This window comes from Weissella coleopterorum (assembly GCF_011304355.1).
GTDB classification, from domain to species: Bacteria; Bacillota; Bacilli; order Lactobacillales; family Lactobacillaceae; genus Weissella; species Weissella coleopterorum.
Map to the genome: position 1 here is coordinate 1,579,213 of NZ_CP049888.1, position 15,870 is coordinate 1,595,082.

The following is a 15,870-nucleotide window of genomic DNA, read 5'->3' on the forward strand; positions in this document are numbered from 1 at the left end:
AAGTAGATCAATCTCTTAAAAGGGTGTTATTTTTTAATCAAATTTACATTAACAATCGTTTCAGCCCTAAAATTTTTATGTTAGCTTATTTTTTAAATTTATTCATCTCAATGCTCTATTAAAAAAACTAAGGCGCTGTTTCCTTAGTTTTCAACTTTAAATATTTAATTATTTTCGTTTTTTCCAAATTACCAAGCCGGTCAACGTTGCTATGATCAAACTCATTACACCCACTATCGTCAATTTTTGTACTGCAGTTTGAGGTAATAACGTTTTAACCCCATCCGTTACCTCCTCAATCAAATCATCATTAACTCCTGGATTTACGTCTTGATTCGGTTGATTAACATCACCTGCATGATTTGGTGTGTCTGGTGTACCAGGTTGAGCTGGTTCGCCCGAATTATTATCATTTTTTTGATAAACATACGTGACCGTCTGGGCTTGTTCTGTAAAGTCACCGGTCGCATTGCCCTGCACTTCTTTAAAGGTATAACCCGCAATTTTCTTCTGCTCAGTCTTATATTTATCACCGATATTTCCAGACTGCACTTCTGATTTGGCAATTTCTTTACCATTTTCATCAACATATTTAGCTGTTACATCTGCCGCTTTAACTGGATTTTTCAGATAAACATACGTGACCGTCTGGGCTTGTTCTGTAAAGTCACCGGCCGCATTGCCCTGCACTTCTTTAAAGGTGTAACCCGCAATTTTCTTCTGCTCAGTCTTATATTTATCACCGATATTTCCAGACTGCACTTCTGATTTGGCAATCTCTTTACCATTTTCATCAACATATTTAGCTGTTACATCTGCCGCTTTAACTGGATTTTTCGTATAAACATACGTGACCGTCTAGGCTTGGTCTGTAAAGTCACCGGCCGCATTGCCCTGCACTTCTTTAAAGGTGTAACCCGCAATTTTCTTCTGCTCAGTCTTATATTTATCACCGATATTTCCGGACTGCACTTCTGATTTGGCAATCTCTTTACCATTTCCATCAACATATTTAGCCGTTACATCTGCCGCTTTAACTGCATTTGGTTGCCAAACATACGTATCAGCATCTTGCTTACCATCATAATTATTAATAAAATCATCAGAAGACCACATATGTTTATCTTTTGGCAAACCATTATCACCCTGATTATGCCATGCATAATTTGGATCAGTGTGTTGGCTACCAATTCCAGCTGTGGCAGTTTCCTTTTGGAAGACAAACTTTGGTCCCAGAGTCAAACTTTTTAGATTGGTCATTTTGGAGAACATATAATTCATGCCACCATCGGTCCCCATATCTAATTCTTCAATTTGAGAGGTATCAAAACTACTTAAATCCAACTTTTCTAAACTAGCATCGTAAGTAAACATTTGGTTCATCAACTTAACTTTAGAAGTATCTAAACCATTAACATTTAAGTCGGTTAACTTAGGCATATTTTGGAACATCCAAGCCATACTAGTAACATTTGAAGTATCCAATTTAGATGCATCTAACTGTTGAATTGCCGTATTTTGAAATAGGGCACTCAGCATTTCAAGTTTATGCGCTCCAAAACCACTTCCTAAGTTAACATCCGTTAAATCAGTCGCTTGAGAGAACATGAAGGCCATATTAGTTAGGTTCGGTAGGTTCAAACTCGTGAAATCAAATTTTTGCAACTTAGATTCACTAAACATGTATGACATCGTATCTACCTGCCCAAGATCCATTCCAGACATATCTAACGTCTGAATTCCCGAACCATCAAACATATCATCCATCCTAGTTACATTACTTGTGTTCAGCTTATTAAGATTTAAACTAGTTAAATCATCCGTGCCCCCAAACATTCCATACATATTAGTTGCACTGGATGTATCAATTCCACTTAAATCAATACTTTTTAAATGATGATTAGCACCAAACATTGCTGTAAAGTTTGTTTGTTTCGAAAAATCAGATTTTTCTAAACCTTCAATGCTTTCGACATTGGTCAACCCATTGGTCAGTGTATCTGCTCGTTCCCCCATATTTTGGAAATTAATACCACCTAAAAATTTAACCGTTTTAACCTGTTCCAAAACCCCAGCGTCATCCAATGCTCGCGACAAATAATCAGTTGTACCTCTAGGACTAACTCCATCAGGAATCGTAAGAACTCCATTATCATCAAGTGTTAAGGTAACAGCCCCATATGTGATTTCTTGCCCCGTAGAAGCCGTTTTATTCCGGTTGAAATTCGATGTACTACTTTTTACATTCGTATTAATTATTTGATTTGAAGAATCATTCTTGAGATCAGATTCTTTTTTATTTTCAGAACTTTGTTTTGAATTTACCGATGGCGTAGTAGCATTTTGATCAGCTAAAACTACCAGGGGATTAACCAACCCTAAAATCGTTGTACTTAATAATAAATATTTACTAATTTTCATTTGATCTACCCCTAAATCTATATTTAATTCATACTTATTGTTGACAAATAAATTATATATCGAAATATCATGGTATAAATTTCATTTTTTGTATTATTAATAACAAGTTCCGATCAGAAAACGGTTACATTTGTAACTTTTTAATCCAACAAAAAACGATCTCACCGTAACGAGATCGTCTTATCGTCTAAATTTACTTCCGCTTCTTCCAAACAATTACACCAGCTAAAGTAGCTAAAATCACACTAATCATACCGATCAATGTTATCTTTTGTGCCGCAGTTTGAGGCAATAACGAATGTATTACATTAGTGATTGTTCCGGCGTCATTGGGCGCATCAGGATTAACTACATGATTCACATCACCATCCTTCGTGTAAATATAAATTACACGTTGCGCTTGATCCGTAAATGTTCCAGATGTCTTTCCCTTCACTTCCTTAAAAGTATAACCCTTAATCATTTTTTGTTCAGTTGTATATTTTTCACCAATTTTACCATGTTTAGTTTCAGTCTTAGCAATTTCTTGACTCTTTTCATCTACATATTGCACAGTTACATCGGCATTTGTTGTATCAGTATGCTTAGTATAAACATATGTGACAGTTTGTTCTTTATCGGTAAACTTGCCACTAGCTGATCCATCCATTTTTTGGAAAACATAGCCGGTGATAGCTTTTTGCTTTGTCTGGTATTTTTCACCAATTTTACCAGTTAAAATTTCAGCCTTGGCAATTTCATTTCCTGTCTCATCTTCATACTTAACTGTAACATTACCAGCTTTTTGAACATCTTTTTGATAGATGTAAGTTACTGTTTGATCGGCCTTAGTAAACTTACCGCTGGCTGCCCCATCCATCTTCTGGAATGTGTAACCTTTGATCGTCTTCTTTTCCGAGACATATTGTGTGCCAACGACCCCATTTAATGTCATTGGATGTGCAATTTCATGCCCTTTTTCATCAACATATTTAACATGAACCGTTCCTTTCACAATCGGATCCACATGACGCTTATTATCAACCGCACCTAAGTCGATCTGATCGGTCTTACTATCAACCGTAAAGCTCTTTGAATTTGCCGCTAATTCGTAACCATCAGGTGCTGCAATTTCTTTAATTGTGTACTTCCCAGCTGTTAAATTAACAGCTGAAACCATTCCGGCAGCATCAGATGTCAAAGTTTGATCCTTAGTCTTGGGATCATCGTCGCTCAATAAGAATTTTGCTCCCGCCAAAGGGTTTTTCGTTCCTTGGTCAACTTTTTTAAGCACCATCGTCGCTGCAATTGCTTGATCCTCAACCTCTTGCTTAATCAAAGTTGTATCATCTTTCACCTCAATCTTAAAGATCTTTTGGTTAAGTTTATATCCTACTGGGGCCTTGGTTTCCTTTAAGTCATAAGTTCCCGGCTTTAAATCATATACAAATGCTTGTCCAAAGGCATTTGTTTTAACCTGTTTTGCGATCAGATTTCCAGCTTGATCTTTGAGCTCAAATTCAGCATCAGCCAAAGCTTTTTGACTCTTGGCATCAATTTTATCAATCTCTAATGAATGTTTTGGTACGTCAGTATATGTGACTGCTGTTGCATCCGTTTGATTCCGTACAATTTCAAACTGGGTTTGTTGCTTTTCAGTGGTTGCATTTCCCGCAATTAGATAGCCATCGGGAGCCACTGTTTCACGCATATAATAATGTCCTGGCTTCAAATGATCAATCGTAAATTGTCCATTTTCATCGGTCTCATATTCCTTACCGTCATTTAATAACTGGTCTGTATCATAATCATACAATTGATATTTAGCGTGGGCTAACTTCAGGTTTGGATCTTGGACCGCTACCTTAGTGACATTCACCGCACTCGTTTTATAATTAACACTTGTTGTCGCTGAAGGAGAATCAATGAAGGTCTGTCCTTCATTGGTTGTTGATTCAAAGATATTAACAGCTTTAGCACCGTCCTTAATCGTTAAGTCATTTGGAATTTGTGCTTCAAAATCAAAATTCACTTCATCTCCTGATTTTAACTTCTCACCATCTTTCAAAGTAATTTTAATCATTGTGACCTTAGAAAGATCAGTCGGATCGGTAACCCACTTTGCATGGTTGTACAAAGTTGATGTATCCCCACTTGGTTTGTCCGTTGAATAGTAAATATTAAACTTATCTTGATAATTAGCATCATCAATATTGATCTTACTCTTCAAATTCAATTTAAATTGAGAGCCATTCTTATCTGTAACGTGTGGCAAAACATCAATGAGCCCAAAATTCTTAACGTCATCAAGTCCATTATTAAAGGCATTTAAACGATATGTTTCAACACTACCAGCATCTTCGGTCAGACCAGTATCTGAAACAAAATCATCTGCCCCTTGTCCCTTGACACTCTTAGAAGTAATCAGCTCGCGAGGGGGATTGTAATTAAAGTCTGATGTTAATGATGCCGCTTTTCCTGGCGCATTCGTATTCGCCGTTAAATTATATAGGTCATTAATATTTTTAGTCATCGCAGACATCATATTATCGCTGCCGTAGTTAGTATAGTTTCCATCATTATTAGTAAATGTCAAATAAACTTCGACTGGATACTTCTGACCTAATCTCAAATTATTATTCGCTTGAATTGGTACATTAAACTCGGGATAGCTGTTCGCATTCAAATCCATCGTGGGAGTTCCAGTAATCGCGGTCTTTCCAGTTCCATTAATATTATTTTGAACACTAACATCTTTTAAGCCTTTAATTTTGGCATTATCGCCCTTGGCAAGTTCGGCCCCATTGGGAACTATAAACGTGACACGAGGATTTTTCAAATTAACATTAGTATTATTAAAATTGCTTAAACTAAATTCAGCATCAATATTACTAATCTGGCCTTTATACAAATTTTTATTATCCAAAGAAATAGAATAACCACTCACCGTTGGAATTGATTTAGTCATATATCCATAATCAGATGAATTGACTGTGTTTCCACTATAATCCGCACGCGCTAAATCAGTTAACTGTTGCCGGGTACTGTCACTTGTTTTAAACGCTTGAACTTGATCCATTTTGAACTTACTAAAAATCGTTAAATTCAAACTATTATTCAATTCCGTAGCATTAGTAAAAGTTAATTTTAACGATTTATAACTTTGAACCTGGTCAGTTTTAAAATTGATCCGCCCATTGTCCAAATTATTCGCTAGAATCACCGTTTGACCATCTAAGGTTGTTCCAACTAATTGGTTCACTTTTTGATCTGCCGTTAAACTACCATTTAAAACCGCTCCACTTTGAACGGTATAACTGGTCATATCATCATTATTCTCATCGGTTAATGAACTTAAGCGATGATTTTCGCTCCCTACATTGGGTGTAATGATTGATTGTAACTCGGTATTCGCATCAATCTTTTTAGCATTCATTTGCCAATCACTACCAAATGTCACTCGCTTTGAAACACTATCGGTCACCGGTGACACTCTCCGATAATTATAAGTTATGTCTTGGGAGTCCGGTTGTTCACCAACCTTTGGATTAACATATGTCGTTACCATTTTAATATTATCACTTCCTGGGACTGGAACCCCAGCTTTAATAGTAATTGGCAATACTGGTACCGATGCCCCGGCATGAATGATCATCGACGCGGTTCTGGTAGCCGGATCATAAACCCAATTACCCGCATTTGCCGTATTAAAATCAATATTATTCGGTAAGATTATGCTAATTTTTTGATCACGTTCATCTTCTCCATAGTATTGTCGGCTATAAATACTCATCGTTACACTAACATCACTCTTACTTTTCCCATTCGTGTCTATCTCACCGTCACCATAGGTCCGCGTAGTATCGTAAGTATAATATGTATTAGGTTGTGTTTGGACTGTTAATGTTTTAGTCGTTGTGTCTAAAACATTGTTTTGACTATCTAAGATCGTTTGGGTAATCACTCCTGATTTTTGATTTTCATTTGGCTTCTTAAAATAAACCGAAAACGGTAAAGCCACAGAACTTCCACTTCCCACTGTATTCAAATAATAATCAATATAGTAGTTATTCGCATCATCTGTCACTTCCGCCTGCTTTAATGATGCCGCCGAAGTTGTAATATCCTGATTAGTAACAGCTTTGAACACCGTATTTTTGGGAACTGCCACACGAATATGACCATTTTCTAAGTTTGGGGCATCACCAGGAACATCAACTTTGGAATAAATGCGAATCGCTTTTTCCGGATGTTCTCCATTGTCTTGATTGGGATCATCCATTTGTAAAGATCCCGTGGCACGATTAGCATCAGCACTAATCGCACCAAAACTCGTCAGGGGCGTTACTAATATTGAGGAACACAGAATCAGTAACATCACCCAAATTGATTTTTTATAATTCATCCTATCATCCATCCTTTAATATTTTAATCACTCCACAGGAGTAATTGGCGTCTGAAATATTGTTAAATCCTTTTGGCATATTTTTCTAAATACGCTCTATCTTTAACTTTAATAAAGCCTAACTGTTGTTCAATGACATCGGCTTTCGCCAATTTATTCATAATTCTGGTAACCGAGCTACGATTACGAATACCACAAAATTCACCGATTGTCTGATGTGTAATTCGATGGTTAATTAAAATGTTACCCGTACACATATTTTGCACTCCAAAGATTTTTGTACATTCATATAGAAATGAATAAACTTGTCCTGACTTACTATTGCCAATATATTGCCTCATTTGATGCGTATTTTTATTTATCGTTTTACGATAATAAATGCGCACATACTGACTTAGTAATGGATCATTATTCACAATTTGCCAAAATTTTACGCGATTAATTTGATAAAATGTGGCGATCTGTGAATCAACCCTGATGTCATAGGGTTGTTCAACCACCTTCTCATCCTCACCTCTTAGCAACGAAACAATGTCAGGACTATTCATATATGCTAGATTAATCCGCTCCCCGTCCGTCCCTACAAGGGACGAAATGATCACACCTTGAACTAACACATATATATTTGCTTCAGGGTCATTTGCTCGGGTTAGATACGCATTTTTCGAGAGCTTTACCGTTATTTTCTCCTCTAATGGTAATTTTTCGATTACTTCTAAAAGATGCTCAATATAAATTTTATTTTTATTTTCTATCTTCATAACCTACCTCGTTCGCAACAAAAAAAGCACAGTTAAAACCATCATTGGTCTAACCATGCATAATTATTTATATTAGGACACACTAAAAGAACACTAATTGTGCTGTGCTGTGCTGTGCTGTGCTGTGCTGTGCTGTGCTGTGCTGTGCTGTGCTGTGCTGTGCTGTGCTGTGCTGTGCTGTGCTGTGCTGTGCTGTGCTGTGCTGTGCTGTGCTGTGCTGTGCTGTGCTGTGCTGTGCTTCGTCATTATGTGTTCCTTCCTATAAATTTGTCAATTTATTTTTAAATTATCTTATCGAGACCTATTATATTATTAATTGCTCCCTTTTCATGACCAGGTTTTGTTCGAAAAAATGATAAAAAATATTTTTTCTAGTAACAAATGTTATCGTTTTATCTAGATAAATCTGCATACAAAAAAAGCCTTAACAATTAAGTTAAAGCGTTTTCACATCAATAATATTTCAATCTGTAAATTTTAGGATTGTTTTACCATGCAAACTGTGTTGCCGCCCATTTAAATGTGCTTGTTGAATATTTTTTTCCGTAAATGATAAAATATCACCTAATCGAATCTGGACTTGATTATCAGCAAGTAGTGCTAACAAAGCATCTAAAGTCGGTCGTTTAATATCAGCATAAACGGCTTCAACATCGGCACCACTTTGTAAAGTTTCGGGAATCGCACCTAACGTTTTCAATCGACCATGCATTTTTAACACTTTAACCGATTTTTCAGTCATCTGTCCACCAATGGGATCCAAAATTGCATCAAACGCATCTAAAGATTCCCAACCAATTTTATGGTAATCCAAAACCGCTTGCACACCCAAACTGCGTACAAATTCAAAATCATCAGGGCTCGCCGTGGCAACAACTTGAGCGCCCCTTAATAAAGCAACCTGAATCGCCATGGCACCAACTTGACCGGCACCACCATGAATCAACACACGTTCACCTGCTTGAATCGCTAACCTGTCTACAATCATCTGATAACCGGTGGCAGCTCCTAGGGCGGATGCTACCGCAACTTCATCAGAAACATTGGTGGGGATTTTAGCTAATGCCGATTGCCCAATCGGGACTAATTCAGCATACGTTTTTAAATGACGGGTCGCAACCACGCGCTCACCAAGCTTAAAACCCTCTGCCTCAGAACCAAGCTCCATCACCGTACCTGCCACACTAGAACCAGGAATGATCGGCCAATTATCATTTGGACCATAGATTCCCATGACATACTTAATATCATATGGATCAATCGCTACTGCATTATTTTGAACTAAAATTTGTTTCTTGCCCAGAGCTGGAATACCAACGGTTTGCATCTTCATCTCATCAACATCACCAAATTTTTCAATTTGAATCGCCTTCATCTCAAAACTCCTTTCCACATCAACAGTTCAATTCATTAATTTTCTAAATCTATTCCTAGTGTAATTGATCTTTCAATAATTTACCAATAACCGGAATTTGTCCATATTCATGCGCTTGATCACTCGGAACAACCACCGTATTGGCCGGATTTTCACCCAATTTCTTAAATGCTTCAATCGATTGGTTTTGGAAGTATTTTTGATCCGCACTTTGGAGGGCATCTTGAATCGTATCAATTCGATATTTTTCGGCATCCGCTCGCGTCTTAGTAGCATCGGCTTCCGCTTTGGCAGTTGACATCAAGGCATCATTTTTGGCTTTAGTCGTCAAATCAATTGAACGTGCCTGCCCTTCGGCGGCAGCAATTGCTGCGACGCGCTCTCGATCAGCTGTTAGTTGCTTATCCATCGCTTCTTGAATTGCGCGAGATGGTGTGAGTTCATCAATATTAATTCGATCAACATTAATTCCATAAGTATTTGTTAAATCACCAATCGCAATGCTCAACTCTTGATTAATCCGTGCCGTTGAACCCAGGGCTTCGTTCAACTCCATCCGACCAATAATATCGCGTAAGTGTCCCCGTACTAACTGCGCCATTGATTCTACAGAATCGGTATTTTCGTACATATATTTAACAGCTTCGGTAACATGATAGTTCAACGTTACACTTGCTGAAACATCTGCATTATCTTTAGTAATCACTGAATAATTAGGTAATCGGAGCGGCTTCATCGCCATACTAACGCGTCTTATTTTTTGAAAAAAAGGCACATAAAATTGCATTCCTGAATCTAGCGTGGTGCGATATTTTCCTAAAGTTTCCCGTAATCCAACATTATTTTGCGGTACAATTTTAATTCCAAAAGGCATTTAAAGCTCCATTCTGACTAATTGATTTAGTCTTCCATTTTTTTAATTTTCAAAACATTTCCCTGCGCGCTTACTACCTCATAAATATCGGTCGGATTGATAACATCCCCACCAATTAATTCATAGCGATAATTAATCCCATCCACTAAAACCAATGCATGTTCCCGATCAAATTTATTTCCAGCCACCTGCTTGGCCCGAAACTGACGCGCCTCAAAAGTCACGTCACTTTTAACTGCCATTACTTCTTTTAAAAGACCAATCGCATAATCTTCAGGTGATAGTTGCTGATACTTAGCATTGGCTTGAATCCGCTGGTAGATTGCATCTGGTAGCTCTAAGCTAATTTTTGCCATGTAAGCCCTCCTACTTTCCCATATTGAGTTGATTATAACATGTGTATCCATTGAAATTAGTTACAAATGGAACCAACACGAAAGTTTACTCAGACTTTTCCACGCTTCTTCATGTGTAAAAGCACACCATTGTCTGACACCTAAATGGCAACAAAAATGGCTAAGGATTCAATTAAATTGATTCTTAGCCATTTTCATTTCATCAAACTTATCGACGGTTCAATTCAACCATCATCCTGCGTTTTTAATGGCAGTTTCCAATGCAACCTTCATCATGTTTGCAAAAGAAGTCTGTCGCTCAGCTGATGACAAGGCCTCACCACGGAAGATATGATCAGAACATGTCAAAATATCCAAGGTTTTAATGTGTAATTTAGCCCCTAACAGATAGAGACCAGCTACTTCCATTTCTGTGCCTAGAATTCCATAATCAGTCAACTTTTGCATATCAATTTCATCATTATAGAATCGATCCGCAGCAAAAATATTGCCAACTGTCACAGGAATATCTAAATCTAAGGCGGTATGGTATGCCGTGTCTAACAATCCAAAATCAGGGACCGTTGAATAATACAAACCTGGTCCAAATGTATTAGCGATCACTGCTGAATCCGTCGATCCTCCAGAAGCCAAAACGACATCCCCTAACTTTAATTCAGGGGCCATTCCGCCAAATGAACCCACCCGCATGATCGTCTTGACGCCGTATTCCTTTACTAACTCATTAATATAAATCGACATTGATGGAATTCCCATCCCAGAACCTTGAACCGAAATACGGTGACCTTTATAGGTCCCTGTAAACCCTAAAGCCCCCGAACACCATTGACCTGTACAACATCTTCTAAGAAATTTTCAGCAATATACTTCGCGCGTAACGGATCTCCTGGTAAGAGAACTGTTTCAGCATAATCGCCCATTTTTGCTTCATTGTGTGGAGTTGCCATAATTATTTTCTCACTTTCCCTTTAGTCGTTTTACTTAATAATTTTATGAATTAACGTAGGCGCTGCTACTTCTACGCCGATTGCTAAGTGCGCTTGCAAATAATCAATAATCTCAGAAATATCCGCTTGCTCGGCCGCAATTGTCATCAAACTTTCTCCTGCTTTCACAGCATCACCTAGTTTTTTATGGAGAGTAATTCCAACCCCATAATCCAAAAGATCATCCTTCTTCGTTCGACCACCGCCCAAACGCATCGAAGCTATTCCCACCGCATCAGCATCCAGACGATTGAGATAACCTGAAGTAAGCGCTGGTACTTCTATTTCATATTTAGCATGTGGCATTAACTGATAATCGTCTAAAACGCCAATATCGCCACCCTGAGCTGCAATCATTTCACCAAATTTAGCTAAAGCTGAACCATCAGTGATCGTCCCCATCAACATCTCTCGAGCAACCATTTCACTATCAGTCTTTTTGGCCATTACCACCATAGGAGCTGCTAGCGCAAGGGTTACTTCCAACAAATCTTTTGGACCTTGACCTTTCAACGTATCTAGAGTTTCTTCAATTTCAAGGGTGTTTCCGACCTTACTTCCCAATGGCTGATTCATATCAGAAATGACCGCCTGCATCTGCATCCCTGCTTCTTTTCCAATCTTAACCATAATTTGCGCTAAAGCTTCCGCCTGATCTTGCTTCTTCATAAAAGCGCCCGCTCCAGTTTTAACATCCAAGACTAAAGCATTATTCCCAGTGGCTAATTTTTTAGACATAATTGATGCAGCAATTAACGGAATTGAATCAACCGTGGCGGTAACGTCCCGGAGGGCGTACATTTTTTTATCTGCCGGAGCAATATTTCCAGTCGCACCAATAATCGCCGTCCCAACTTGATTAATTTGTTTTTTAAAAGCATCCTCACTAATTTCAACCTGATACCCAGGAATAGCTTCTAACTTATCCAAGGTTCCGCCGGTATGCCCTAATCCTCGCCCAGAAATCATAGGCACTTTGATATTTAAGGCCGCCAACATCGGAGCTAACGGTAAACTCACTTTGTCGCCAACACCTCCGGTCGAATGCTTATCAACTTTAATACCTGGAATCTCACTTAAATCAAGTACATCGCCTGAATGCATCATCGCCATAGTTAGTGTCGTGAGTTCGGGAATAGTCATTCCCGTAAAATAAGTAGCCATTAAAAAGGCAGAAATTTGATAATCAGGAATTTTGCCATCTGTGAAATTTTGAATCATTGTCTCGATTTCGATGGCAGATAATTCCTCATTATTTCGTTTTTTCATCAACGTTTCTAGCATTGTCATCGCTTTTCACCTCAATTATTTGAATGTACGGCCTCGATTTTATTTTAGTTCCTGCAAAAAACTAGTTCCGACTGAAACATTAAGTTTGAAATTATCCAAAACAGTTGCCCCAAAATCAGCAAATGTCGATCGAACCCCAAGGGAACCATGGGTCTGCATACTTGGTGAATATGCCAAAACTGGAACCTGTTCACGAGTATGATCAGACCCCTTAAAGCCAGGGTCATTTCCATGATCAGCTGTAATTAATAGCAGATCGTCTGGCTGCATAGCGGCCATCACTTGTCCCAAACGTTGGTCAAATTGCATCAATTCTTTCCCCATCCCTTCAGGGTCTCTTCGATGACCATACAACGTATCAAAATCAACTAAATTAGTAAATGCAAATCCTGTGAAATCTTGCTGCATTACTCGATCAACGTGATCCATGCCATCGCGATTTGATTCATTATGATAACCCTCATCAATTCCTTGCTCTGAGAAAATATCATTAATTTTCCCGATACCGATGACAGTTTGTCCTGCAGTTTGAAGTCGAACTAAATCAGTGGTGCCCGTTGGAGCTAAAGCAAAATCATGTCGATTAGCTGTCCTTTTAAAATCACTCCCCTTGGTGCCAATAAATGGACGCGCAATAATTCGACCAATAATATTTGGCGCCTCATTTACTAACGAACGGGCATATTCACAAATTTTATATAATTCTTCAACGGATACCACATCCTCGTGGGCTGCAATTTGCATAACCGGATCAGCAGAAGTATATATAATCAATGCTCCATCTCGTACCGCTTCTTCACCATAATCCTTAATCACCTCAGTCCCAGAGTATGGACCTTGAGCAATAATTTTACGGCCCGCAAAGGCCCCAATTTTATCTAGTAGATCTTGTGGAAAGCCATTGGGATAGGTACTCAATTCATACATCATTGGTAAGCCCATCATTTCCCAATGTCCATCTAGGGAATCTTTTCCAGCTGACATTTCTGTCATTTTTCCATAATATCCTAATGGATTTTCAATTGGAGGAACCCCCGGAATCGAATTTTCCACTCTAATATTTCCTAACCCAATTTTCTGTAAATTAGGGAGCGACCATTCACCCTTAAAATACTCACCAATATGCCCCAACGTATCCGACCCGGTATCACCATATTTCGCTGCATCAGGTGCACTTCCGATTCCAATTGAATCTAACACAATTCCAAAGACTCGCTTATACATGTTACATTCCTCATTTCTCACATTTATGCTCAAAAAAACACCTCGACACGATTAGTATCCAGGTGCTTAACTACCTTCGTTGATAATCGTGATTTAACATCACAATTTTTGCATTAAATTTTAATAGTTACTGTCTGAAACTTCATCATTCATAATTGCAACTGAAGCTGAAACCCCTAGTCGAGTTGCACCGGCCGCAATCATTTCATCTGCTTCATGCCGTGAATGAATCCCACCAGATGCCTTAACCCCAAAATCAGGACCGACAGTTTCGCGCATAATCTTAACATCCGCTAATTTAGCTCCGGCCGTTGAGAAACCAGTTGAGGTTTTAACAAAATCAGCACCACCTTTAACAGTGTCCTCTGAGGCGCGGATTATTTCCTTTTCTGATAACAACGCCGTTTCAATAATTACTTTCAAAATAGCTTGCCGATCATGGGCAGCTTGGGCTAATTGTGAAATTTCGTCGATAACCATTGCATCATTGCCACCCTTTAATTCGCCAATATTGATTACCATATCAACTTCAGTTGCCCCATTTTCAATGGCATCAATAGTTTCAGCTACTTTAATGGCCGTAGTATTGGCACCCAAAGGGAAACCAATCACTGTACATACGTTAACCGTTGTATCTTTTAACTCAGCGGCACCGTATTCAACCCAGTATGGATTAACACAGATTGAAGCAAAATCATATTCTTTGGCTTCGTCAATAATGGCTTGGATCTCTGCTTTAGTGGCATCCGCCTTTAAGAGCGTGTGATCCATGTACTTTGCTAATTCGTGCTTTGTTAGTGACATAATAATATCAACCTTTCAAAAAAATAATTTTTATTTTTAGGAATGCCCAAATTCCTAGCACTGGTAGTCTCCTCGCCACTTCACTACCAACCCGCAGACGTTCAAACATGTTTTGTAAACGCTTACATACATTATTTTAGCATGCCTTAAAAGGTTTTACAACAAATTAAAAAAGCCGAAATAATTCGACTTTAAAATCTATTTATTAAAAATTTTTGTGCATTTTAATATGCTCTAACCCAGCTTCATAAAATGGTTGCCCAAATGCTTCAAACCCTAACTTAAAATAAAAGGATTGGGCACTCATTTGTGCATTTAAATCAACGCTTTGTATCCCTTGTTTTTGCGCTTGATCCATAATGAATTTTAGTAATTCCTGGGCAAACCCACGCCCTCGATAATTTTTTAGCGTAGCGACTCGCTCTAAATGCCAACTATTTTGGTTGGCATTTATTCGTCCGGTAACCACTGGTTGCTGTTCCAAATAACCAACAAAGTGGGTTCGTTCATAATCCATTTGATCATGCTCTAGAGCTGGGTCAATTCCCTGTTCACCAATAAAAACTGTGTCGCGAATTAAGAGTGCATCCATATTGACTTGGCTTGCACCGTTCCCACTTTTAATTATCATTGTCACTCCTCTTTCTTTAATCAGTTAAAATTCAAAATTAATTTGAATTAAACAATTATGATTATAGATGATACACATTAATTGGAACTTTAATGTGCACTTCCATCATTTAAATTCATTTTTAAAAATTTAATAACGTTAATTAATGATATTTTTAAGATTATACTATAATTAATGATTAATTGTCGAAATTATTATTTTAACGTATGATAGATATAAATAACCTATCACTTTAAAACAAACTAGATCAAACGGAGGATAAATTATATGACTTTTAGTTTTAATAATGAACCTGTAGATGTTCCAGGAGCACGCCCCGCAGTAGGTGATCAACTACCTAAGTTTGACGTTATGAATGTCAATCAACAAAGCATTACCTCTGAAAACTTATTGACCGATCAAATTTTGTTAATTAGTGTCGTACCCGATATCAACACTTCAGTTTGCAGGCTGCAAACTAAACATTTTAATGAAGCTGTTGATCAACATCCCAACGTAAATTTTGTAACAATTTCAACCAATACAATTGCAGAGCAAAAAGACTGGTGTGCAGCCGAAAATGTTAAAAATATGCGGATGCTTTCGGATGCTGATCATCATTTTGGCGATGCCATGGGGCTCTTTGTACCTGAACTCAAGCTTGATTTACGCTCGGTCTGGATTATCGATCCGGATGGAACCATTAAATATTCAGAAATCCTAACTGATCAAGGTCAAGAACCTAATTACGCTAAGGCACTCAAACAATTGTAAAAAAAAGCAAC

At 38.1% G+C, this 15,870-nt stretch carries 10 protein-coding genes and 3 pseudogenes; 1 reads left to right on the top strand and 12 read right to left on the bottom strand.

Annotated elements, in window-relative coordinates; translation table 11 throughout:
* Positions 1-168: 168 nt before the first annotated feature.
* The 12 genes and pseudogenes from G7084_RS08465 to G7084_RS08000 form a co-directional block, all read right to left on the bottom strand.
* Positions 169-1,068, bottom strand: a pseudogene (locus G7084_RS08465) (MucBP domain-containing protein); the annotation flags it as partial.
* A 195-nt stretch (positions 1,069-1,263) separates the two neighbouring features.
* Positions 1,264-2,421, bottom strand: a pseudogene (locus G7084_RS08315) (BspA family leucine-rich repeat surface protein); the annotation flags it as partial.
* A gap of 193 nt (positions 2,422-2,614) precedes the next feature.
* The gene (locus G7084_RS07955) at positions 2,615-6,805 is read right to left on the bottom strand and encodes a MucBP domain-containing protein (RefSeq protein WP_166011599.1); all 4,191 of its coding nucleotides are present in this window, start codon (positions 6,803-6,805) and stop codon (positions 2,615-2,617) included.
* A 62-nt stretch (positions 6,806-6,867) separates the two neighbouring features.
* Complete coding sequence (locus G7084_RS07960) at positions 6,868-7,566, bottom strand: Crp/Fnr family transcriptional regulator (protein ID WP_166011601.1); 699 nt, start codon at positions 7,564-7,566, stop codon at positions 6,868-6,870.
* Between the two features lie 463 nt (positions 7,567-8,029).
* The gene (locus tag G7084_RS07965) at positions 8,030-8,941 is read right to left on the bottom strand and encodes an NADP-dependent oxidoreductase (RefSeq protein WP_166011603.1); all 912 of its coding nucleotides are present in this window, start codon (positions 8,939-8,941) and stop codon (positions 8,030-8,032) included.
* A 55-nt stretch (positions 8,942-8,996) separates the two neighbouring features.
* Positions 8,997-9,815, bottom strand: a complete 819-nt coding sequence (locus G7084_RS07970; RefSeq protein ID WP_166011605.1) for an SPFH domain-containing protein — start codon at positions 9,813-9,815, stop codon at positions 8,997-8,999.
* A gap of 26 nt (positions 9,816-9,841) precedes the next feature.
* Positions 9,842-10,171, bottom strand: coding sequence for a hypothetical protein (locus tag G7084_RS07975; RefSeq protein ID WP_166011607.1), 330 nt, complete (start codon positions 10,169-10,171; stop codon positions 9,842-9,844).
* A 231-nt stretch (positions 10,172-10,402) separates the two neighbouring features.
* Positions 10,403-11,118, bottom strand: a pseudogene (gene deoD / locus G7084_RS07980) (purine-nucleoside phosphorylase).
* A gap of 30 nt (positions 11,119-11,148) precedes the next feature.
* The gene (locus G7084_RS07985; RefSeq protein WP_166011608.1) at positions 11,149-12,447 is read right to left on the bottom strand and encodes a pyrimidine-nucleoside phosphorylase; all 1,299 of its coding nucleotides are present in this window, start codon (positions 12,445-12,447) and stop codon (positions 11,149-11,151) included.
* A 39-nt stretch (positions 12,448-12,486) separates the two neighbouring features.
* Positions 12,487-13,671 (bottom strand): phosphopentomutase, encoded by a 1,185-nt coding sequence (locus tag G7084_RS07990; RefSeq protein WP_166011610.1) that lies wholly within the window; start codon positions 13,669-13,671, stop codon positions 12,487-12,489.
* A 120-nt stretch (positions 13,672-13,791) separates the two neighbouring features.
* Positions 13,792-14,475 (bottom strand): deoxyribose-phosphate aldolase, encoded by a 684-nt coding sequence (gene deoC / locus G7084_RS07995; protein WP_206212040.1) that lies wholly within the window; start codon positions 14,473-14,475, stop codon positions 13,792-13,794.
* A gap of 205 nt (positions 14,476-14,680) precedes the next feature.
* Entirely contained in the window at positions 14,681-15,106 is a 426-nt protein-coding gene (locus G7084_RS08000) for a GNAT family N-acetyltransferase (protein ID WP_166011612.1), read from the bottom strand.
* 267 nt (positions 15,107-15,373) lie between these two features.
* Between G7084_RS08000 and G7084_RS08005 the strand changes: the two genes are divergently transcribed.
* Positions 15,374-15,859: a thiol peroxidase gene (locus G7084_RS08005; RefSeq protein ID WP_166011614.1), complete on the top strand. Its 486-nt coding sequence runs from the start codon at positions 15,374-15,376 to the stop codon at positions 15,857-15,859.
* The last annotated feature ends 11 nt before the right edge of the window (positions 15,860-15,870 follow it).

What these genes read in the sequence shown, in the direction of transcription:
- G7084_RS08005 (WP_166011614.1), top strand. Translation starts at nt 15,374, where the DNA reads ATGACTTTTAGTTTTAATAATGAACCTGTAGATGTTCCAGGAGCACGC.
- G7084_RS07975 (WP_166011607.1), bottom strand. Translation starts at nt 10,171, where the DNA reads ATGGCAAAAATTAGCTTAGAGCTACCAGATGCAATCTACCAGCGGATT.
- G7084_RS08000 (WP_166011612.1), bottom strand. Translation starts at nt 15,106, where the DNA reads ATGATAATTAAAAGTGGGAACGGTGCAAGCCAAGTCAATATGGATGCA.
- deoC (WP_206212040.1), bottom strand. Translation starts at nt 14,475, where the DNA reads ATGTCACTAACAAAGCACGAATTAGCAAAGTACATGGATCACACGCTC.
- G7084_RS07960 (WP_166011601.1), bottom strand. Translation starts at nt 7,566, where the DNA reads ATGAAGATAGAAAATAAAAATAAAATTTATATTGAGCATCTTTTAGAA.
- G7084_RS07990 (WP_166011610.1), bottom strand. Translation starts at nt 13,671, where the DNA reads ATGTATAAGCGAGTCTTTGGAATTGTGTTAGATTCAATTGGAATCGGA.
- G7084_RS07965 (WP_166011603.1), bottom strand. Translation starts at nt 8,941, where the DNA reads ATGAAGGCGATTCAAATTGAAAAATTTGGTGATGTTGATGAGATGAAG.
- G7084_RS07970 (WP_166011605.1), bottom strand. Translation starts at nt 9,815, where the DNA reads ATGCCTTTTGGAATTAAAATTGTACCGCAAAATAATGTTGGATTACGG.
- G7084_RS07985 (WP_166011608.1), bottom strand. Translation starts at nt 12,447, where the DNA reads ATGACAATGCTAGAAACGTTGATGAAAAAACGAAATAATGAGGAATTA.
- G7084_RS07955 (WP_166011599.1), bottom strand. Translation starts at nt 6,805, where the DNA reads ATGAATTATAAAAAATCAATTTGGGTGATGTTACTGATTCTGTGTTCC.